Below are 20570 nucleotides of genomic sequence, written 5' to 3'. Positions count from 1 at the left end.
TGTACATCTGCATTGTGTAGTGTTTTTTAGTACAGGGTAACTTCTACTCTACGGGAAGATTTATAGTGAAAATAGCGCCTGTGGGCAGCGGAGATGCACTGATTTTCCCATTCATATGTTCTTCGATGATAATTCTGGACATGTATAATCCTATGCCGGATCCGTCCTCTTTAGTGGTATAGTAAGGCTCAAACAGCTTTGTCACGGCGTTATGTTCTATCCCTATGCCGTTGTCTCTGATGTAAATATTAAGCTTGCCACTGCTTTTTTCCAGTTCCACAGAGATTTGCCCCTGAACATGTTCTGTGGTTTTTCTTTTACGTTCAAGGATAGCATCTACGGCGTTATTCATTATGTTGATAATAACCTGTTTGAATTCAGCGGGAACTCCTGTTACAGAGAAATCTTTGAGCCTGCCTATAAAATCGATAACATCCCTGTCGTGCGCTTCGTTCGTGGAGTTGTCTTTGGTGTATGCCATATGAAAGCTGATGTCACTGTTGAAAAGCCTTGCGAGTATGAGCCCGAAAACTTCATGGAATATCTTCAGAACCATAAATTCTTCTTTGTTCTGGCTTGTACGGAAGAAAGTTTTAAGGTCTTCCATAGTTTTGGATATGGTTTTAACCAGAGACATAGAGTCTATTGTTAAATCATGTATGTATTCGCTGTCCAGTTCATCTGCGATATATGCGTCTTCAAGGTCTTCTATGTTTATTCCGAGGGCACTGAGAGGCTGTCTCCATTGGTGCTCGATAGCGCTGATCATCTGCCCCATGGCGAGAAATCTTGACTGCTCGAACAGAACCTGTTCGTTTTTCTTCCGTTTATCTGTTTCTTCAACGACAGTTTTTGCCAGTTCCAGATTAAGTTTTTCCAGTTCTTTCTGCTTGTTTTTAAGCTCTTTTTCAGCTTCGATCTGTTCAGTGATATCGTGAAAGATATGTACGCACTCCCCTGTGGGAAGGTTATAAATATAGCTGTTCAGCCATCCTTTGAAATGTTCGTCTTCGTAGTAATGTGCTTTGATCCTGACAGGGCTGCCGGTTTCCTGTACTTTTTTGATAGTATCCTGTAAACCATACTGTACAGCACTTTTGAGCACCATGCTGATGGGCTTGTTAAGGATGTCAGTTCGTTTGCGCCCGATCATCTTTGCGGCAGATTCATTAATATCTACAAGTACATATCTTGCGCCAAAGTCCTGAAGTTCATAAACAGCCACGCCGCTTGTCATATTATTAAAGAGCTCTTTGTATTTGTATTCGCTTTCACGCACCGATACATCATTCTTATGTTTATGCAGAGCAAGCTCAATAGTGGTTTGCAGAGTGCTTTCATCATACGGAGTATATATATACCCGTAGTGATCCGTTTTCATTGTCTGGTAAAGGGTTCTGCTGTTGATCGCCTCAGTGAAATATATAACAGGGGTGCTGAATTCTGTCTGTACAGTAGTAGCTTTTGCTATAATATTTTTGTCAGCATGAACTGACATGTCAACTATCAGTATATTTGGGTTGAACGCTTTAATGACTTCGTTCAGGTTTTCCAGCCGGAAGCTCATCCTCTTTGTTGCATAACGTAGAGTTTTAAGAGCTGATTCCAGACTTCCTGTTGAGCCTGTTTTGTATTCAACAATAAGTATTTTTCTATTTTTCATATTTTATACCTGATAGTTATATCAGATTCATTAACAGATACAGCGTATTTAATCAAGCATATTAAAGACCACGTAGAAAAGGCTCAGGCTTTTCAGTCTAGACTTTGGTAACGTTGAACACTGCGATCAGGTTCAGGTCTTCGAGTAGGTTATGGAGTCTTTCTGTGTATACTTTCAGGCTGATCTTAAGCCCGTCCCCGTGTACGCTTTTCGTGAAAAGTCCTATGATGGATGACGTAATAGTCATTGAGTCTCTTATTTCAATCATTACAGAAGTTTTGCCCTGAGCTATAACCTTACCTAGAGCGGATTTTATAGAAGAGTAGTCCTCGATGGTTTTCATCTCTCCTGTAATGATCAGGTTGCCGTCTTTATCGGTAGTAATGTTCATATTTACACCTTGTTTGATATATAGTTTTGCTTTTCTCTTTATGTTATTATAAACTTAATTTTGAAAGAAGAAAATAAAATCTACCTTAAAGGTTGTTATGAGTGATTCAAGTATTCTGAGGGATATTACAAAAGACCTTACTGTGCTTTGCGTTGATGACGAACCCCTCGCAAGGGAATACCTTTCTTTAAAGCTTAAAAGAAGCTTTAAAGAGGTCTATACTGCTGATGACGGCATGACTGGTCTTGAGGTTTTTCATTCTGAAAAGCCCGATCTGATCATCACTGACAACCGTATGTCCTATATGGACGGTATAGAGATGATTATGCAGATCAGAGAGGAAGACCCCGACATCCCTATTATACTGACGACTGCATATACAGAGAAAGATGCGCTTGTTGATGCCATAAACTGTAATGTGAACCAGTTTCTGTCAAAACCTCTGGACGCAAAACAGCTTGAAAGAGCCATCGAGAAGTCCATGCTGCCTATAGTTAATGCGCGGCTGGCGGAAAAAACTCTCCGGCAGGAGCTGGAACTCCTTCAATACAGAGAAAAATACCACTCGCATCAGGAAAATAACGCCTTTAAAAAAGAACTCAGCCTCATTCTTAATGACTATTTTCTGCAAAAATTCGATATAAAAAATAAATATAATGAAAAATACAGCGTTTTTATGAATATTTTTTACAGACCGCTGGATGTCCTCAGCGGAGATATATATTCCATTCGTAAGCTCGCTGACGGGACGACTCTGATATTTCTTGCAGACTCCATGGGCAAGGGGTTGTCTGCATCGGTAACATCCATTCTGACAACGTCTTACATTAACCATATCATAGACACCGAGGATTTTGAGGTGACATCCAGCCTTAAAAATATAATTTCCTGTTTTAACAGGTACATCAAAGGTATTCTGCTGGATGATGAGATACTCTCCATCATGTTTCTTAAACTTGATTTCTTTGAAGAAACTATGGAATATGCTAATTTCAGCTCTCCTCCGATTTTTATAAAAGATAAGGAAGGGGAAGTTGTTTCCTTGAAGTGTAATAACCCTCCACTGACAAAATATCTGGACAGCTTTAAAACACAGATTTGTGATACCGCGCAGGTGGTGGGGATCCTTGCCATTACAGATGGTCTTTACGAAAGTACAGCAAAAGACGGTGATATCATAATGAGCAGAGTAAAGGACTATTATGAAAGAAACATTATGAAGACTGATTTTCATAATGATGTCCGCGAGTTCGTAGATGATGCCGATGATGATGTGTCTTGTATTCATATCACCAAGCTGAGTCCTTGTGACTCACAGTGTCATAAATATACATTCAGCTCGTCTCTTAAAAATGTCGGTAAGGCAATCGAATGGCTTGAAGCATTCTTCAATAAAGAAGGACTTGATATTGAGGATTCATCGATGCTGACTCTTGCTTTTACTGAGCTGACTATGAATGCTTTTGAACATTCGGTACTGGAGCTGGACAACAGACGAAAATATAAAATGATAAATGATGGTCTTTATGATGACTACATCAATACAGCAGTCAGTGATAAAGAAATATTGGTCGCTGTGGGACTTCGGAGTCTGTTTGGAAAGAGATACGTATATATAAAGATAAATGACGAAGGTACAGGTTTTGACCCGCATTCTCTTAAAATCTGGATGTATGATAAAGAGCAGAATGACGGGAAAGGTGTAAAGATATCACGTCGTATTATCGATGAAATATACTACAGCCAGGACGGTAAAGAAGCTACTATTATCAGAGTTCTGGAAGATTAGGAGACTATGAACCTCCTTGTGCTGAATCAACTGGAGATGCACGGTGGAAAAGCAGTTGTCACAGACTGGCGGGCATCCCACATCCGTTATGTTCTGAAGTCTGCTGAAGGGGAAACCATAAAAGCCGGCATTCTGAACGGCGAAATAGGTAAGGCAGTCATTGAGGATATCAGTGACTCAGGCGTTACAGTCAGTTTTCAGCCGGAGAAAGCACCTCCGGAAGCTTGTGATGTTTCATTAATTTTAGCTCTTCCCAGACCAAAGGCGTTTCGCAGGATACTGTTTGGTATCGTTACTGCCGGTGTCAAGGATGTTCATGTCATAAACACATGGAGGGTTGAAAAGAGCTACTGGCAAAGTCCTTATCTTTCAGATGAAAACATAAATAAATACTGCCTTGAAGCATTAATGCAGTGCCGTGATACTGTCATGCCTGATATACATTTCTACCGTTTTTTTACAGATTTTTTCGAAGAGGGTCTGCCGACCATCCCTGAGAAGCGCACAAGGTTTATCGCTCACCCATATGGAGATTCAGGAGCTTTTGTTCGGTCTCCTGCTGCCGTTGCCATTGGTCCGGAGGGCGGTTTTATTGACAGAGAGCTTGAAACTTTTATCAGGGCAGGCTTTACTCCTTTCAGTCTTGGTGAGCGAATCCTTACAACTGAGCATTTTGTGCCATTTGTGCTGGGAAGTGTCAGTAATTAGTGTTATAAATATACTGTATTTTAGTTTTCACGCTTATTAAAAATCGCGGATATTCATGTTTAAAATCAAATCAGAAATATCGGATAAACTAACTCTCAAAGAGTATCTGAGCTAAATGATGAGGTAAGTAATGTTCTACGAATTTGACAGGCATTTTGATATTGCGGACTACAACGGGGCGGGCTTACTGCGTTCTGACAGTATCTTGAAGATCTTTCAGGAAGCTGCAATATTCCATTCTACCAGTGTGGGGTTCCCGACAGAAAGCTACATGGGCAGCGGAAGCATATGGATGCATAATAAAAATCTGTTCAAAGCGGACAGGCTGCCTGATTTCAGACAGAAACTTAAAGTTAAAACATGGTCAAGAGGGATAGATAAATTTAAAGGATATCGTAACTACGAAATATATGCGGACGGCGAGAAGTGTATAACGGGCAGTAGCATATGGATTTATCTGAACATAGAGAAACGAAGACCTGTGAGACCCGCAGAGGACATTGTTGCAAGTTATGAGAGTGAAGATGTGCCAGTTTTTGGTGACAGGATCAAGAATCTGAATTTTACAGAACCACCTTTTAACGGGGACGAAAAAAATATCACTGTCCGACCTGCGGATTTTGATGTGAACGGACATGTGAGCAATGTTACCTATGGACAGTTTCTGGATACTGTTCTTGTTGCGGACGGGGTGGATATATCCGGTAAATTTGTAAGTTTGGCATATCTGCATGAGATAAAACCCGAAGTGAAAGATGTTTCGGTTCGGTGCGCAAAGGTGGACGGCAAGTATTTGATCGGAGTATACTCAGGTGATGTATGTAATTGTATCGGTGAGGTATCGGATGAGTAAGAAAATCGTAATTTCCGGAGTGTCGAAGGGGCTTGGATATCAGCTTGCAGAGGCTTTTACTGTTATGGGGCATAAAGTTGCCGGATGCAGCAGATCTGGTGAGGGACCTTGCTGTATGGTCTTGTGTTCTTCCGTGGACATCACCGAACCGCTTTCTGTAAAGGCTTTTGCTGATAATGTGATCTCTGTGATGGGTGCCCCCGATATCCTTATAAATAATGCAGCTGTTATGAACAGGCCTGCAAACGTATGGGAAGTGCCGGCTGATGAATTTAATATGCTTATGGATATAAATGTGTCGGGAACGATGAATGTTATCAGAGCCTTTTATCCTGCTATGGAGAAGAGCGGGGAGGGCGTGATTGTGAATATGAGCTCCGGATGGGGACGCTCCGTGTCGCCGAAAGTTGCGCCATACTGCGCATCGAAATACGCTATTGAAGGGCTGAGTATGGCTATGGCTCAGGAAGTTCATGGGGGGATTGCTGTGGTCAGTTTGAACCCCGGATTTATAAACACTGATATGGTTAAAGGCGTCTTCGGTACCGAGGCATCTTCAGCAGAAGATCCAGCTGAATGGGGAAAAAGAGCCTCATCATTTATTCTTAAGCTCGGTCGCAATGACAACGGGAAGCAGTTGACTGTATGATGGGTTCTGAAAAAAGGACAGGTTTCCAGTCGGCGGTGGCAGCTTTTGTTATGTGGGGCGCACTCCCTATGTACTGGAAGCTTTTGCATTCAGTGCCGGCTGAAGAGATACTTGCACATAGAATAATCTGGTCTGCCGTCATCGTTTTTATAATTCTGGTTGTTCAGAAACGTCTGCCGGAGCTTTTTAGCCTTATTAAAGACAAACGTACTATGCTGCTTATGCTTGGCTCGGGACTTCTTATCGGCGGGAACTGGTTTACATACATATGGGCAGTAAATCACGATAGAGTTCTTGAAACCAGTATGGGATATTTCATTTGCCCGATGGTTAGTATCCTTCTCGGTTATATCTTTTTTCAGGAGAAAATCAGAGGCTTTATGAAACCCGCTGTACTTTTTGCTATTGCCGGAGTGCTCGTAATGGGGCTCGGTTATGGGAAGTTCCCTGTTACAGCTTTTATACTGGCAGTCAGCTTTGGATTTTATGGTCTTTTCCGAAAGAAAATCGATGTTAAACCTTTGCCTGGGCTTTTTATTGAAGCGACTGTGCTTATGCCCCCTGCCTTCATCTACCTGCTGTATCTTCATATGCATGGAGGTGGTGTTTTCTTGACTAATACTCACGATACTATTTATCTGGTTGGTACAGGCATTGCAACATCTGTTCCTCTGCTTCTCTTTGTTGTTGGTGCGTCGAGGATACGCCTCGGCACTATCGGAACTTTGCAATACATTGCGCCAACAATGGGGTTCTTTATAGGCGCTTTTTTATATAATGAGCCTCTTGGGGGAGCGAAGGTCACAACTTTTGTTTTGATATGGATAGGTGTTATATTATATATGTGGCAGCTTTATCTGGACACGAGAAAGCAGATCTGAAGCTTTTGTGCCTGTGACAAGCTTTAACCTCTCTTTATGAATGCCCCGTTGCCTCGTAACAGTCAAACAAATGCGATATGGCAGTTGTTATTATTAGTAAGAATAAGAGTAAAAGCTCAAGATTTGCTTCCAGTTATTAAGATCAGGGTGCATATTCAGTTCAGCAGGTGTAGCTGAATTCGAGTTATAGTATATTTAATTTTGATGGAGCGAGCTTTAAACATAAAAAAGGCGGCACATTTTATGTACCGCCAGTGTGAAGTAATTTTATACTTTGGGAGTAATCACTTCAGAGATGGTTTCAGTGTACCATCTGTTGGAGCAGGGAGTATCGGGTACTCAACCTTAGGCTGAACACCTGTTGCTGTCAGAAGAAATGCAGTGATTTTCTCGATATCTTTATCGGAAAGGTCAGCACCGATCTGTGAGTCATTCATTACTGCGACTGCCTCCTGAAGACCCCATACTGCACCAGAGTGAAAGTAAGGAGGAGTTATTTCAATATTTCTGAGAGATGGTGATTTGAACATAAATTCATCATCTTTTGCATGTGTTACAGAGAAACGTCCCTTGTCGCCAGCCATGATATCTTTCCCAGGCATATTTACCACGCCCATAGCATAGTAGTCATCGCCGCCCATGTTTATGCCGCCGTGACATGATGCGCATCCGTTGTCGATGAAAAGTTTAAGACCTTCTTTTTCTGTATTGCTAAGAGCAGCAGAGTTACCGTTAAGGAATTTATCAAACCTAGAGTCAGGAGTGATAAGAGCAGCCTCAAAAACTTCAATTGCTTTTGCCATGTTGTCAAAAGTCACCGGATCTTTTTCACCAGGGAAAGAACTTTTGAAAAGCTCTACGTACTCAGGCATACTTTTAAGAGTTTTTACAACGTTTTCAGGTGTGTTATTCATTTCAACACCAGCCTGAATAGGACCTTTAGCTTGTTCAGCCAGGTCTTTAGCGCGTCCATCCCAGAACTGGGCTACGTTGTAAACGGAGTTAAGAACAGTAGGAGCATTTCTTGGTCCCTGTTTCCAGCCGTGACCAGTAGAGGTTGGTTGATAATCCATGCCGCCCATACCAACGTTGTGACATGAGTTACAGCTTATGAATCCGCTTTTAGAGATTCTTGGCTCGAAAAAGAGCATTTTCCCAAGCTCGAGTTTGTCTGCTGTCGCAGGGTTGCCCTCTATTTCAGGTGGATAGGCAGGGATAGGTTTGAAAATTCCCTGAGCTTCTGTCATAAGAGCATCGGACGCAAATGCGGTCATTGTGCAGACAGCCATTATAGTAGCTGTGAGCATAATCTTGCTGAAAGAAAAAACTTTGGTTGCTGTGTTCATTATTAAACCTCCATGAACGTTAAACAGTAAACATTGTCATTTGATAAATATTAAACCAGAATTTCTGCCCTGTAAATATTAAAAATTATTAAATGATAAAAAATTTTTCATAGAATTTATCAGGTTTTGTTAATCTTTTTTATTTATAACTACTTATAAATAAAAGACTAAATTAGTGTTCTTATTTTATGGTAAACTGTTTTCTGTTTTCATTGTTATTTTAGTTTGTGCATGAACTTTGATTATCTTTAGATAAAATTTCTCCGATATTATTGTTTGGTTAGCCAGCTATAGAACTGTTATTTTGTACCCATTACAAATATATCCTTTAAGAATATATTACACCCCAATCACCGGCTGTCATAGTCAGTTTTGCTTGTGGGGTTTTAGATTAAAACACTAATGAGCACTCTGCACAGAAAAATAATGGCAGCAAGGTGTAAGAAGCGAACCATTTTTCTCAGCCAATTATAGTAATTAGCTTATTTATCTCAGATTTTGTTATTTACTTCCTTCTTCAAAACCTTCTTTAAAATCTTTAGCAGCGTCCTTGGTATTTTCGATACCTTCTTTTACTGTATCCTTCCCTTTTTCATATCCGTCTTTAACAGAATCCTCGATCTTTTTTGCTGCTTTACCGGCTTTTTCACCAGCTTCTTCAGATTTACTCTGGCACCCGGCGAGCATTATTGAAGCTGCCAGCATAAAAATTGTGACAAGTCTAAGTTTCATAATAGCCTCCTAATAGTTATACCACTACATGATATTAATTTCGACACACTTTCAGAGCATAGGTTCATGAATGCCTGAGAACTATCTCTGTGATTTCTGGTTCAGCCCCTATCCTTAGAGGCGGCCCCCAGTACGCAGTACCTTTGCTGACATAAAGGCTCATATTATTAATCTCATAAAGACCTTTGACGAATTCATGAAATAGATAGATAACATATGTCCATGGAAAATACTGTCCGCCGTGAGTATGACCGGAAAGCTGAAGGTCGTATCCGTGCTCCGCAACCTCTCTCGCTATTTCAGGTCTATGAGAAAGGATGACAGAGAAGTCATAAGGAGATTCTGTCTGCTTGGCCTTTGCGGGATCGTAGCGTTCATAGCCAAACCGGTCGGCGTGGATATCGGGTATCCCGGCTAAAAGAAGATTGGCGCCATTGTGTGGAATGATCTCATTACTGTTGTCTAATACTTTTATGCCTAGTTCTCGTATTTTTCTAAGCCATGCAGATGCCCCTGAGTAATATTCGTGGTTTCCTGTCACAAAGTATGTGCCGTATTTCGATTGTAGGTTGTTCAGAGGGGTAATGTAATCAGCAATATACTTGGCAGCCCCATCCACAAGATCTCCTGTGATGACAACAATATCCGGACTAAGAGTATTTGTCATTTCGACAATCCTTCTGACCTTTCCAGCGCCTATGGTCGGTCCAACATGTATGTCTGTAAGCTGTACAATTTTGAAACCATCTATGGCTGCATTCAGCCCGTTCTTTTTTATTTCGATTGTTTTAATTACAGGATCCCCCACAGCTCTGTAAAAGCCGTATCCGCTGACAGGTACGACAGCAAGGCTCATGGCAGACCCCATAGTTTTTGACAAAAAATGCCTTCTCGCAGGTGAAAACCTTGAGGATGATTTTGAAACTACATATCCAAAAATATTCACCGCAACTTGTATGACCGAAGCACAAAAAAGAATGCTGACTACCCCCACAGTAAAATAGCCAATCCATGAAAGCGTTGTCAGTAAATGGTTAAAACCTGACTTAGCAATGAGTATTCGCGCTGCGACAGCGAGATACATAGCCACAAACATCAGCAGTCCATAGATTAGATATCTTTTTTTGTTAAAAAGAATCCTTGCGCTAAAAACAGCCATAAAAAGCATTATCAGGGATGCAATGAAAAAAAACATTTAGTTCTCCAGAGCCTCAACTATCAGGGCTTAACTTATTCGTAATAAAGCAGCCTGCTTACAGACAAGATAGGTCTGCTTATGAAAAATGCAAGTTTATCTGCTGGCTTAGAACAGGCACAGGTCGATATAAATCTGGGGAAAATTGGCTCCAGATATCAGCAGAACTATTACATACCTGGAAAAGATTTAATAAATTATCTGCATTTTTGCCCTATCTTTTATAATATCAGAAATAACTATTGAAAGGGGTGGGTTGTTTCAGGGTGGAGGGCTGATTTTTTGTTTATGCAGTTATGGTTGTGAGTTAAACACAGTATTATCTCGCAAAAAAAGGGGAACCAGATGGCTCCCCTTCTATATAAAAGTGTCGATATCCTAAACTATTAAACTTGGTTATCGAGGAGAAGCTTTCTGATATTCATAATAGCTTCTGTCGGGTTGAGTTCTTTCGGACATGCTTCCACACAGTTGTAGATAGTATGGCATCTCCAAACACCGTGCTTGTCGTTAAGCATCGGCAGGCGCTCTTCTGCTCCCTCATCTCTGGAGTCTACTATGTATCTCCACGCTCTGAGGAATGCATTAGGTCCGAGATACTTCTTGTCAGCCCAGTAGGAAGGACAGGAAGAAGAGCAGCATCCGCAAAGGATACACTCATAAAGACCATCAAGTTTTTTACGGTCTTCCGGAGACTGGTAGATCTCTTTATCAGGGTTAGGAGATTTTCTGATAAGATAAGGCTTAACAGTGATGAATTTGTTAAAGAAATCATCAACGTCAGTAACCAGGTCTCTCATTACGTTCATACCAGGCAGTGGCTGAATTATAATGTGATCTGCACCGAGATCTTCAACTTTTGTCATACATGAGAGCATGTTAACACCGTTAACGTTTATACCGTCAGAACCGCAAACACCTTCACGGCAAGAACGGCGGTATGTCAAAGTTGGATCCTGTTCCCATTTAATCTGGTTCAGAGCATCAAGCATCAGGTAACCGGGTCTTCTGATTTCGACCTGATATGTCTGATAATATGCTTCTTTATCTTTGTCAGGGTCATACCTGAATATTTCAAAAGTAACTGTTTTCATATTAGTACATCCTCCCCTTAATAGACTCTAGGTTTTGGAGGGAAAGATTCAACAGTAAGAGGTTGCTGACGAACCTTTCTGTACTCTACCCTAGGTGTCTTGAGGTCTTCTTCAAGATACACTTCTGTGTGCTTGAGGAAGTTCGCATCGTCTCTGTCCGGATAGTCATCACGGAAGTGACCGCCACGAGACTCTTTTCTGAGGAGAGCTGCCTGTGTACAGGATTTTGCAACAAGAATCATGTTGTTAAGCTCAAGCGCCTCAATAAGGTCGAGGTTATAAACGGAAGACTTATCATTGACTTTATAGTCATCCATTTTAGCCTCTATCTCAAGGAGTTCCGCATAACATTCTGTCATGAGTTCTTCTGTTCTGAACACGGACATCTTCTTCTGCATAACGTCTGTAAGCTCGCCCCAAATTTCGCCGAATGTGTGTTTACCATCAGCATTCGCGAACTTATTGAGTGTTGCCAGACCTTCACTGCCTGCATCCTCAGCGAGAGGAACAAGAGTATTTTCTGCTGCATATTTAGCAGCCTGCTCACCGGCAGTACGACCAAATACAACAAGGTCAAGGAGTGAGTTAGTACCAAGCCTGTTAGCACCGTGGACAGAAGCGGAAGCACACTCACCCGCAGCAAAAAGACCGGGTACATATTCTTCACCATCCATGTTGCCTTTGATAACCTGTGTAAGGTATCCGGTTGCGATACCACCATTCTGGTAGTGAGCTGTCGGAGTAACAGGAATCGGCTCTTTCGTACAGTCAACACCGGCAAAAACAAGGGAGAGTTCGTGGATACCAGGAAGTTTCTCCATGATGTTTTCAGCACCGATGTGATCGATTTTAAGAAGAACGTGATCTTTGTTAGGGCCTACGCCGCGCCCCTGAAGAACCTCAAGCATCATCGAACGGGAAACAATATCCCTAGGTGCGAGGTCTTTGATGGTAGGAGCATATCTCTCCATGAAACGTTCGCCCTGAGCATTCAGTAGTATACCGCCCTCGCCACGTACACCCTCGGTAATGAGGTTACCTGCACCGTAAATGCCTGTCGGGTGGAACTGAAAGAACTCAGCATCAGACCAGCTCATCCCTTTTCTCATAGCGAGAGCGAGACCGTCACCTGTATTGATGTGGGCATTGGAATTTGTCTGGAAGATACGGCAGTTACCACCAGTGGCAAAAACTATAGCTTTTGCGTTAAATATGTGGAGTTCGCCGTTCTGGATATCGTAACAGAGTACACCGTTAACCTGACCTTCGTTAACAAGAAGCTCAAGAGCATAAAATTCACTGTAAAAGTGTGTACCCTGATCAACAGATTTTTCGTACAGAGTCTGAAGCATAGCATGACCAGTACGGTCAGCAGCATAGCAGGCTCTTTTTACAGCTCTTTTACCGAACTCCGCAGTGTGACCGCCGAAAGGTCTCTGGGCAATTTTGCCATCGGGAGTTCTGGAGAAAGGGAGACCAATGTGTTCAAGAGCGATGATCATCTCCGGAGCTTGTTTTGTCATATACTCGCAAGCATCCTGATCCGCAAGATAGTCGGAACCTTTCACTGTATCAAACATGTGCCAGTGCCAGTGGTCTTCTTCCAGATTACCAAGTGCAGCAGAGATACCGCCCTGTGCAGAAATGGTGTGTGATCTGGTAGGGTAAACCTCAGACACAACAGCTGTTTTGCAGTGCTGAGAAGCAACCTGTGCCGCATTAAGACCGGCACCGCCCGCACCAACAACAACAACATCAAACTTATGATATTCAATTTTTACTGACATACCTTATAACTCCTTACATTACCTTAACGGCGAGAATCACGAGTGTGATAGCGCATATCCAGTAAGCGCCGTATATCACGCCTCTCCAGCCTTCACTGGGGACATAGTCGTCGGTTATCATTTTAAAGCCGTTAAATGTGTGAAATACACCAAAAGCAGCGGCAGGACCTGTGATGATCTGCATCATACCAGCGCTTCCGCCTTTGATCATGGAGAAAAAGTGTACGAACACAACGAGAATCAGGATAGCACCTGAAACCCTTTGCATAAGCCATCCGACTGTACCAGAATCACTGGCACCCATATATTTGTAGTTATTCATTCCAGTTCCCCCTTACGCTGTAAAGATCGGTATTATACCGATGATGGTTATTACTAGTGTGAGAAAAACTACGGCCATAAAATACTTCTTAAACGTTTCTCTCTCTGCAGCAGCGCCGAATTCCATTAGAAGGATTCTTACACCGTTAAACGCATGATAAGAGAAGCTGGCAAGAAGAAGAGCTTTCACAAACGAAAGCGAAACAACACTCTGGAACGGAGCAACAACACCGGATACACCAAGTATGTGCATAATCAGATAAGATCCGATAATCACACCTGTGATACGGTGAAGAAGCCATGCTACCATTCCGGGGTGTTTGCGGTACCCAGTTTTCTTTGGGTAGGTTACAAGGTCTTTCCTTGGCATCTTACACTCCTGAAAAAAGTTTTTAAGATACAAACACTGTTAAAATCTCAATTATTTTTACTATCATAATGAGTGTGGCATGTCAACCAGATTGTATACAATATACAGCATATATTTCATTTTTTCCCAATAAAACAAACGATTTCCTGACACTGTCTATAAATTATATATTATTAAACTCTGTTATAAAAAGCCAACTCGCTTGTTATGGGTAGGAGCTGAAGGTGGTCTCTTTTTGTTTACCTGTGCTCACAATATTCACTGATACTTAAGAAAAATTTACACTCAGGAAATATTCTACACTTTTTAGAACTATCATGGTGCTGTATTCATATCCACCATTGGTACACATGGCAGAGATTCGCAGCTATCAATGTTGACAAACACAAATCGAAACGGTTTAATTGTTTGTATGCACTTATATTATTTCCGGGTGATTAATGAAATTTGAAATTGGCAGAGAGGCAAGAGCTCTACTTTTAAAAACTGCAAGAGAGAGCATCCGGTCTTATCAGCAGGGTGCTGCCTATGAGCCTGAAGAGATACCGAAAGAGCTGAACTTTGAGAGCGGGTGCTTTGTTAGTCTTAATATAAGAGGACGGCTGAGGGGCTGTATAGGGAATTTCAGAAGCGACCTCAATATTGTTAAAAATGTATCAGAGATGGCTTGTAAGGCTGCATTTGCAGATCCGAGATTCGGTCCTCTGTCAGTTGATGAGCTCTGCATATGCAATATAGAAATTTCTATTCTTTCACCTATGGTTAAGGCCTCTGCTGAAGAAATAACAGTTGGCAGGGACGGAATCTATATACTCAAGGGTCTCAGTAGAGGAGTGCTCCTTCCGCAGGTGGCTGTTGAAAATGGCTGGGACAGAGAAACATTTCTTAATCAGACATGTGTCAAGGCAGGATTGCCGGAAGATGCATGGAAGGAAGCCGACACAGAGATACTTAGTTTCGAGGCTCTTGTATTTAATGAAAACAACCTGATCTAAAGAGGATGGTCTATGAACAAAACATACGCTTGGAAAGTCGGTGGTCCGGCTGGATTTGGAATTAGCTCCATAGGGCCCGTTTTTGCAAATATTCTGAAAAAATGCGGTTACTATGTACACGGATACCTTGAATATCCGTCACTAATCAGAGGCGGTTACAACAGCTATCAGATGGTTTTCTCCAAAGACCCTGTTTATGCTCCGAGGAAACGTATAGACATATACCTTGCCCTCGCCGATGTCTGTTTTGAAAAAGAACATTTTGATGATGACACTGTTGTGATAGGCGATTTCGAAAACCTTAAAAAAGCTGACGGCGCAAAAGGGAACAAGGTTGATGTCCCACTGAAAAAACTTGTGGATGACATCAATGGTAAAGAGATTATGAAAAATACCGCAGCACTCGGTGCATCTATAGCGGCGCTCGGTTTGCCGAAGGATATACTTGAGGAGGTTGTCAGGGGAAGCTATCCGGCTAAAATTGCAGAGCCCAACGTCAAAGCTGCCCTTGCCGGCTTTGACGCCTGCGATAAGAAAATTGAAGGTGTGGAAGTTTCTTCTGCTGATGTGTGCAGCAAATGTGCGGTAATGTCCGGCAACGAAGCTGTCAGTATAGGCGCTATACGTGCCGGAGTAAGCTTTTACAGCACTTACCCTATGACCCCCGCAAGCACTATATTGCATTTTCTGGCGAAACAGGCTCGCAACTACGGGATAGTCGTAAAACACACAGAAGACGAAATATCCGGCATAAACATGGCTGTAGGTGCGGCACACGCCGGAGCCAGAGCCATGACAGGTACATCCGGCGGCGGTTTTGCATTGATGAACGAAGGTTTCGGGCTTGCGGCGATCACCGAAACACCCGTTGTGGTTGCTCTTTCACAAAGACCAGGTCCTGCGACAGGTATGCCTACGTGGACTGAGCAGGGGGATCTGCACTATGCCCTTAACGCATCTCAGGGGGAGTTCCTCCGTGCGGTTTATACTCCGGGTGATCTTCGGGAAGCATACGAACAGACCTTTGACGCCTTTAACTTAGCAGAAAAATATCACATACCTGCAATTATTCTTCTTGATAAATTTATCTCAGAATCTGTGTTTATGACAAACGAGATGAATCCTACATACGGCGAACTCAACAGAGGTGCGCTATTTGAAGGTAATGATGACGAGCCATATGCACATTTTCCTAGATATGAAGAAACAGAGAACGGGGTCGGGACAAGAAGCATACCCGGCACTCCCGGCGGACTTTTTATAGCAAGCAGCAACGAACACGATGAAAAAGGGTTTGTGTCTGACACATCGGAAATGCGTATACAGCAAACTGACAGAAGGTATAAAAAAGAACCTTTCGTTGCGGATGAAATGCCGCATCCTTTTCTCGTTGGTAAAGAAGATGCAAAACTTACTTTTGTATGTTTCGGTTCGATGAAGCAGATTCTGCTGGAAGCTATTAAAAGCGAAGACAGATTCAATTTTATTCACTTTCCTGCTGTAAATCCCCTTAACTGGGACAAAGTTGCAGAACTATTAAAAGGTAAGAATTTAGTAGCTTTTGAGAATAATAAAACCGCCCAGCTTAAGGCTCTGATAGCTAAGAAAACCGGAATTCTCATCGAAAAAGAATTTCTGAAATACGACGGACGCCCCTTCTTCACCGAGGAAGTCCTCGAATATGTTAAGGAGGTGCTTTAATGAAACCACTTGATTACAACACAGGGAAGATACCTGTATGGTGTCCAGGGTGCGGTAACTTCGCAATCTGGAACAGTATCAAAAAAGCCCTTGCATCTGTTGATATGGAACCCCATAAACTCGCTCTCGTGTCTGGTATCGGGTGTTCCGGTAAGATGATAAACCATGTACGCAGTTATGGATTTCACGCACTGCACGGTAGGGCTCTGCCTGTTGCCACTGGTATCAAGCTGGCGAACCCAGATATGACAGTTCTTGTGAACGGAGGTGACGGCGACGGTTACGGGATGGGTATAGGGCACCTTATACACGCTATCAGAAGAAACATTGACGTCACATATGTAGTTCATCACAATAAAGTATATGGTCTTACAACTGGTCAGGCTGCCCCGACATCACCGGAGGGGACAGTTTCAAAATCCACACCGTTTGGTGTTGTGGACTCACAGCTTAATCCACTTATACTTGCCATGGCAGCAGGCGCAACATATGTTGCCAGAGGTTATTCCGGCGAATCTGATCAGCTTGCAGAACTTATCGAAGGCGGAATCAGACACAACGGTTTCGCATTGATAGACGTTCTTCAGCCATGCGTAACTTTCGGCGGTGAATATAAGTATGACTATTATAATGACAGAGTTGTAAAAATGGATGAGATACCGTCTCACGACAAAGCTATAGAGCTGGCTCAGGACACTGATCACTACCACTTGGGCGTGTTCAGCCAGTACGACAGACCGGCTTATAACGAGCAGCACCCTGAGATCACAAAGGGGATAACAGCCAAAGACGTGACAAACCTTATACAGGAATACGTTTAACATTATATCTGCCCCTTGCATTTAGATGTGAGGGGCTGTTTTTTTATAAAATCACTGATACTGATAGTTCGGGCTGAATGTATTAGAAGTATTCCGGTCTCAATATCTCCCTTTTTGGTGCTTTCGTCTGGGTGTAGCTACACTCAAAATTTTACAATACAGAGCAATCCTAAACAGTTTAAACGATTAAAAGATAAAGACGTAAGCTATTGAATATCTTATAAGTTATTGAAAGATAAGAAACGCCCTCGGCATGACTCGAACATGCGACACCTTGATTAGGAATCAAGTGCTCTATCCTCCTGAGCTACGAGGGCTGGAGAAAAATAATTACTTACTTGATGCTTTTTTGTCAAGATATATTATTTATCTTTATAGCATATTGATGTATATATTACTGAATAAGTACACTTTGAAACTGATGAGGTATAAATGATATATCCGTATTTTCTTTTGAACAAGCATGTAAATGTACACCCTGTTGTCCGTTTAAGTGGTGACCCGCTTATGATTATCCTGGACGAGTCTATGGTTAAAGAGCTTCTTGAAATGTCTGGCGATTCGGAAGGGATAAATGACTGCTTCGATAACTTTATAAAAGCATCGGGCAGCTCATGGGCAGTAGGCATGTATATGGAAAACAGGGAGTCTATATTATCTCAGTATCAGCAGATGGCAGTGGATAGGCGGTATTATCATCTGGGAATTGATATATGTGCTCCGGCAGGAACACCTGTTTATGCTCCTCTGGATGGTGTTGTGTATGAATCAGGTTATGAGAAAGGGGAGGGGAATTACGGAGGATATGCTATACTTAGGCATGCTATTGGTACTTCAGAACCTTTTTATTCTATGTATGGGCATATGAGTGTTAAAACTCTCCCTGCCGAAGGGGCGGCACTTAAAGCCGGAGACATGATAGCTGAGATAGGCGATCTGCACGAAAACGGAGGCTGGAACCACCATACGCATATTCAGATAATCACAGAGAAGGGGAGAGAGCAGGGATATTTCTTTAAGGGGTATTGTGCTGAAAGTGCTTTGCCGGAGATAGAGTCATTGTGTCCGAGTCCGCTTCCTCTTATTACTGCGGGCATTTTTAAAGTAAATTAAGTGATGTGGACTAGATAACTTTTACTACAGTGTTTCTGCCGTTATTTTTAGCTTCGTAGAGAGCCTTGTCGGCGCACTGTATAAGTTCCTCAGGAGTTGATGCATATTTGGAATCAGATATTCCTATGCTTATAGTGATGCTGACGCTTACATCTCCGTTGCTTATGACAGCTTTTTCCAGACTTTCACGTAGGCGTTCTGCCACAAGGTACGTCTGGTCGACATTCTGGTTGATAAGGAGACATACAAACTCTTCACCGCCGTATCTGGCAAGAAAATCTTCTGTCCTGAGTTTTTCTTTGCATAGTTTTGCCGTTTGCTGGAGGACTACGTCTCCGAACTGATGTCCGTATTTGTCGTTTATATTTTTAAAGAAGTCGAGATCAAACATGATAATGCCCAGAGGCTTCTCATCCCTCTTATGTCTGTTAAACTCTTCTGCCAGCCTGTGTTCAAAAGTTCTTCTGTTGTATGCACCTGTGAGTCCGTCAATATAGCTGAGTTCTTTAAGGTGTCTTTCGAGTACGGCATTTTCCGTTACATCATGAATGTTAATCATCAGACCTTCGATAACACCTTTTTCATCTTTGATAGGAATAAGGTAGCAGTTCTGCTGCATAAATTCAAAAAGAGTGGAATAGCTCCCGTGAAGCTTGAAAGGGAAGAGGTACTGGTGCAGTTTGGAAGAGAGGAAGACAAGATTCGAAAAAGTGAAAACTGTTTTACAGCCTCTTATGAAGCAGTTTCTATTAAGCTCCGGATAAACATCATAGATATTTCTGCCTTTGACATCGTCGGCATCCTTACCGCTGTGCAGTGCCATCCAGTTGTTCCAGTCTGTTATGTTGAGGTCTTTGTCCAGAAGCACTATGCCTATATTTATGGACTCAATGACATGACCGTAGTTGATCATTCATAGCTCTCAAAAAGGTTAGCAAGTGCCTGTTTAAGGGGTTCAACAGAACTGTGACTGTTGACGAGGAAGAGAAATCCCTCGATCTTTTTTTCGCTGAGGCAGAAGTTCGTTTTCAGCATGATTGCAAAATCATTATCAGAAAAACGTCCTTTGAAAAACTGCTCCTCAAAACTGTGACCAATCATAGTGACAGGTGGTGCGTAAACAACGGAAGTCTGAAGCAGATCAAATATTTTGCTGACGCAGGCGCCGATTAGTATGTTTCCGACTTCAGAAAGCACTTCACGTTCGACATCCATAACGATGTCATTTACGTTCTCTTCTCCGTCCATGTGAAACATGGAGATGAAGTCCTTTTCACTGCCGGCTGGGAATAGCAGGTAGGCTATACCTCCGGCTTTTCCTCTGAAGACCTGCTCTATGATGTTGAATCTGCTCATGTTGTTGGTGTCATCTGCGATTTTACATGGCAAGTCGCAGACTTTCACTGTCTCGAGCTTAGGGAAGCTGAGCTTTACAGATATGTCTATTATCTCTGCCAGCTCTGCTGCTGCCTGCCCGAAAGCAATGTTCATAAGCTCCTGAAGAGCGTCAATTTCATCTTCGGTGAAAAACTGTGTGGTGTCTGACATGTAACGCCTTTTATCTGCTAAGAAACTCAGCCAGTTCTCTGACAGCGTCCCCTATGGTTTCTTTCTGAGGTGGTTTTTTTATAAATTTATAAGCCCCCAGCTCTATCACCTTTTTGTGAGTTGTTTTCTGGATATCGGCAGTGAGGACATAAACGATAGCGTCAGGGTCTGCCTTTCTGATTATTTCAAGCGCTTCTATGCCGTCCATCACAGGCATTGTCAGGTCGAGAAAAAGCAGGTCAGGTTTGAACTCAGGGTATATGTCCACGCACTCTTTGCCGTTGACACATTCTCTCACCTCAAGATCGATATCCTGCGGGAGGCTTTTAATCAGAAATTTTCTTGCTATTGCAGAGTCGTCTGCGATCAAAATTTTCATAAACACTCATTAATTAAATAAATAATATAAATTACTAAATGATAAATTAAATCACAATAATTTCAATCTTAAATTTTTACATCAATACCACTTAAGATGCAAGGGGGAATTACTTAAACCAAACCCCCATCAGAATTTAATTTTAAAGGTTTTTTCCAATGACATCCACTCCTAATTCTGGTATAAAAAAACTTCTTTCAAATTAGTAAATCCTGAAAATTAATTCAGAAAATA

Annotated in this window: 21 protein-coding genes and 1 tRNA gene; 9 read left to right on the top strand and 13 right to left on the bottom strand. The window is 42.1% G+C overall.

Features of this window, described 5'->3' with window-relative positions; genetic code table 11:
* Positions 1-43: 43 nt before the first annotated feature.
* Positions 44-1663, bottom strand: coding sequence for a hybrid sensor histidine kinase/response regulator (locus DACET_RS10125; RefSeq protein WP_013011277.1), 1620 nt, complete (start codon positions 1661-1663; stop codon positions 44-46).
* A 97-nt stretch (positions 1664-1760) separates the two neighbouring features.
* The gene (locus DACET_RS10120; protein ID WP_013011276.1) at positions 1761-2054 is read right to left on the bottom strand and encodes a hypothetical protein; all 294 of its coding nucleotides are present in this window, start codon (positions 2052-2054) and stop codon (positions 1761-1763) included.
* Positions 2055-2151: 97 nt separating this feature from the next.
* Between DACET_RS10120 and DACET_RS10115 the strand changes: the two genes are divergently transcribed.
* The 5 genes from DACET_RS10115 to rarD all read left to right on the top strand — a co-directional run bounded on the left by DACET_RS10115 (position 2152) and on the right by rarD (position 6934).
* Complete coding sequence (locus DACET_RS10115; RefSeq protein WP_013011275.1) at positions 2152-3843, top strand: response regulator; 1692 nt, start codon at positions 2152-2154, stop codon at positions 3841-3843.
* Positions 3844-3849: 6 nt separating this feature from the next.
* Positions 3850-4551, top strand: a complete 702-nt coding sequence (locus DACET_RS10110) for a 16S rRNA (uracil(1498)-N(3))-methyltransferase (protein ID WP_013011274.1) — start codon at positions 3850-3852, stop codon at positions 4549-4551.
* Between the two features lie 130 nt (positions 4552-4681).
* Entirely contained in the window at positions 4682-5404 is a 723-nt protein-coding gene (locus tag DACET_RS10105; protein ID WP_013011273.1) for an acyl-[acyl-carrier-protein] thioesterase, read from the top strand.
* Positions 5397-6053, top strand: a complete 657-nt coding sequence (locus tag DACET_RS10100) for an SDR family oxidoreductase (protein ID WP_013011272.1) — start codon at positions 5397-5399, stop codon at positions 6051-6053. The genes DACET_RS10105 and DACET_RS10100 overlap by 8 nt, the downstream gene beginning before the upstream one ends.
* Positions 6050-6934, top strand: a complete 885-nt coding sequence (gene rarD, locus DACET_RS10095) for an EamA family transporter RarD (RefSeq protein ID WP_013011271.1) — start codon at positions 6050-6052, stop codon at positions 6932-6934. Before DACET_RS10100 ends, rarD begins: the two co-directional genes overlap by 4 nt.
* 284 nt (positions 6935-7218) lie before the next feature.
* Here the strand turns inward: rarD and DACET_RS10090 are convergent, their stop codons facing one another.
* The 7 genes from DACET_RS10090 to sdhC form a co-directional block, all read right to left on the bottom strand.
* A complete protein-coding gene (locus DACET_RS10090) occupies positions 7219-8280 on the bottom strand; it encodes a cytochrome-c peroxidase (protein ID WP_013011270.1) in 1062 nt (353 codons plus the stop codon).
* A 501-nt stretch (positions 8281-8781) separates the two neighbouring features.
* On the bottom strand, positions 8782-9012 hold the full coding sequence (locus DACET_RS10085; protein WP_013011269.1) for an outer membrane protein assembly factor BamD: 231 nt from the start codon (positions 9010-9012) through the stop codon (positions 8782-8784).
* A gap of 64 nt (positions 9013-9076) precedes the next feature.
* On the bottom strand, positions 9077-10207 hold the full coding sequence (locus tag DACET_RS10080) for a metallophosphoesterase (RefSeq protein WP_013011268.1): 1131 nt from the start codon (positions 10205-10207) through the stop codon (positions 9077-9079).
* A 386-nt stretch (positions 10208-10593) separates the two neighbouring features.
* Positions 10594-11301 carry a succinate dehydrogenase iron-sulfur subunit gene (locus DACET_RS10075; RefSeq protein WP_013011266.1) on the bottom strand — a complete coding sequence of 236 codons (708 nt, stop codon included), beginning with the start codon at positions 11299-11301 and terminating at the stop codon, positions 10594-10596.
* 17 nt (positions 11302-11318) lie between these two features.
* Positions 11319-13088, bottom strand: a complete 1770-nt coding sequence (gene sdhA / locus DACET_RS10070; protein WP_013011265.1) for a succinate dehydrogenase flavoprotein subunit — start codon at positions 13086-13088, stop codon at positions 11319-11321.
* A gap of 13 nt (positions 13089-13101) precedes the next feature.
* The gene (locus DACET_RS10065) at positions 13102-13410 is read right to left on the bottom strand and encodes a succinate dehydrogenase, hydrophobic membrane anchor protein (protein ID WP_013011264.1); all 309 of its coding nucleotides are present in this window, start codon (positions 13408-13410) and stop codon (positions 13102-13104) included.
* Between the two features lie 12 nt (positions 13411-13422).
* Positions 13423-13779 carry a succinate dehydrogenase, cytochrome b556 subunit gene (gene sdhC / locus DACET_RS10060; RefSeq protein ID WP_013011263.1) on the bottom strand — a complete coding sequence of 119 codons (357 nt, stop codon included), beginning with the start codon at positions 13777-13779 and terminating at the stop codon, positions 13423-13425.
* A 440-nt stretch (positions 13780-14219) separates the two neighbouring features.
* On the opposite strand from sdhC, the gene amrA reads away from it, so the two are divergent.
* The 3 genes from amrA to DACET_RS10045 are packed head-to-tail and all read left to right on the top strand — an operon-like array spanning position 14220 to position 17296.
* Positions 14220-14774: an AmmeMemoRadiSam system protein A gene (gene amrA / locus DACET_RS10055; RefSeq protein ID WP_013011262.1), complete on the top strand. Its 555-nt coding sequence runs from the start codon at positions 14220-14222 to the stop codon at positions 14772-14774.
* A 12-nt stretch (positions 14775-14786) separates the two neighbouring features.
* Positions 14787-16475 (top strand): 2-oxoacid:acceptor oxidoreductase subunit alpha, encoded by a 1689-nt coding sequence (locus tag DACET_RS10050; RefSeq protein WP_013011261.1) that lies wholly within the window; start codon positions 14787-14789, stop codon positions 16473-16475.
* Positions 16475-17296: a thiamine pyrophosphate-dependent enzyme gene (locus DACET_RS10045; RefSeq protein WP_013011260.1), complete on the top strand. Its 822-nt coding sequence runs from the start codon at positions 16475-16477 to the stop codon at positions 17294-17296. The genes DACET_RS10050 and DACET_RS10045 overlap by 1 nt, the downstream gene beginning before the upstream one ends.
* A gap of 243 nt (positions 17297-17539) precedes the next feature.
* Here the strand turns inward: DACET_RS10045 and DACET_RS10040 are convergent.
* Positions 17540-17613, bottom strand: a tRNA-Arg gene (locus DACET_RS10040).
* A 115-nt stretch (positions 17614-17728) separates the two neighbouring features.
* Between DACET_RS10040 and DACET_RS10035 the strand changes: the two genes are divergently transcribed.
* Positions 17729-18409, top strand: coding sequence for a peptidoglycan DD-metalloendopeptidase family protein (locus tag DACET_RS10035; protein WP_013011259.1), 681 nt, complete (start codon positions 17729-17731; stop codon positions 18407-18409).
* 10 nt (positions 18410-18419) lie between these two features.
* On the opposite strand, the gene DACET_RS10030 is transcribed toward DACET_RS10035, so the two are convergent.
* The 3 genes from DACET_RS10030 to DACET_RS10020 are packed head-to-tail and all read right to left on the bottom strand — an operon-like array spanning position 18420 to position 20336.
* Positions 18420-19322, bottom strand: coding sequence for a sensor domain-containing diguanylate cyclase (locus tag DACET_RS10030; protein WP_013011258.1), 903 nt, complete (start codon positions 19320-19322; stop codon positions 18420-18422).
* Positions 19319-19957, bottom strand: coding sequence for a chemotaxis protein CheC (locus tag DACET_RS10025; RefSeq protein WP_013011257.1), 639 nt, complete (start codon positions 19955-19957; stop codon positions 19319-19321). The genes DACET_RS10030 and DACET_RS10025 overlap by 4 nt, the downstream gene beginning before the upstream one ends.
* Before the next feature lie 10 nt (positions 19958-19967).
* Positions 19968-20336 (bottom strand): response regulator, encoded by a 369-nt coding sequence (locus DACET_RS10020; protein WP_013011256.1) that lies wholly within the window; start codon positions 20334-20336, stop codon positions 19968-19970.
* Between the last annotated feature and the right edge of the window lie 234 nt (positions 20337-20570).

Source organism: Denitrovibrio acetiphilus DSM 12809, assembly GCF_000025725.1.
Classification (GTDB): Bacteria; Chrysiogenota; Deferribacteres; order Deferribacterales; family Geovibrionaceae; genus Denitrovibrio; species Denitrovibrio acetiphilus.
Note: the sequence above shows the minus strand (reverse complement) of the source record. Positions and strands in the feature narration are given on the sequence as shown.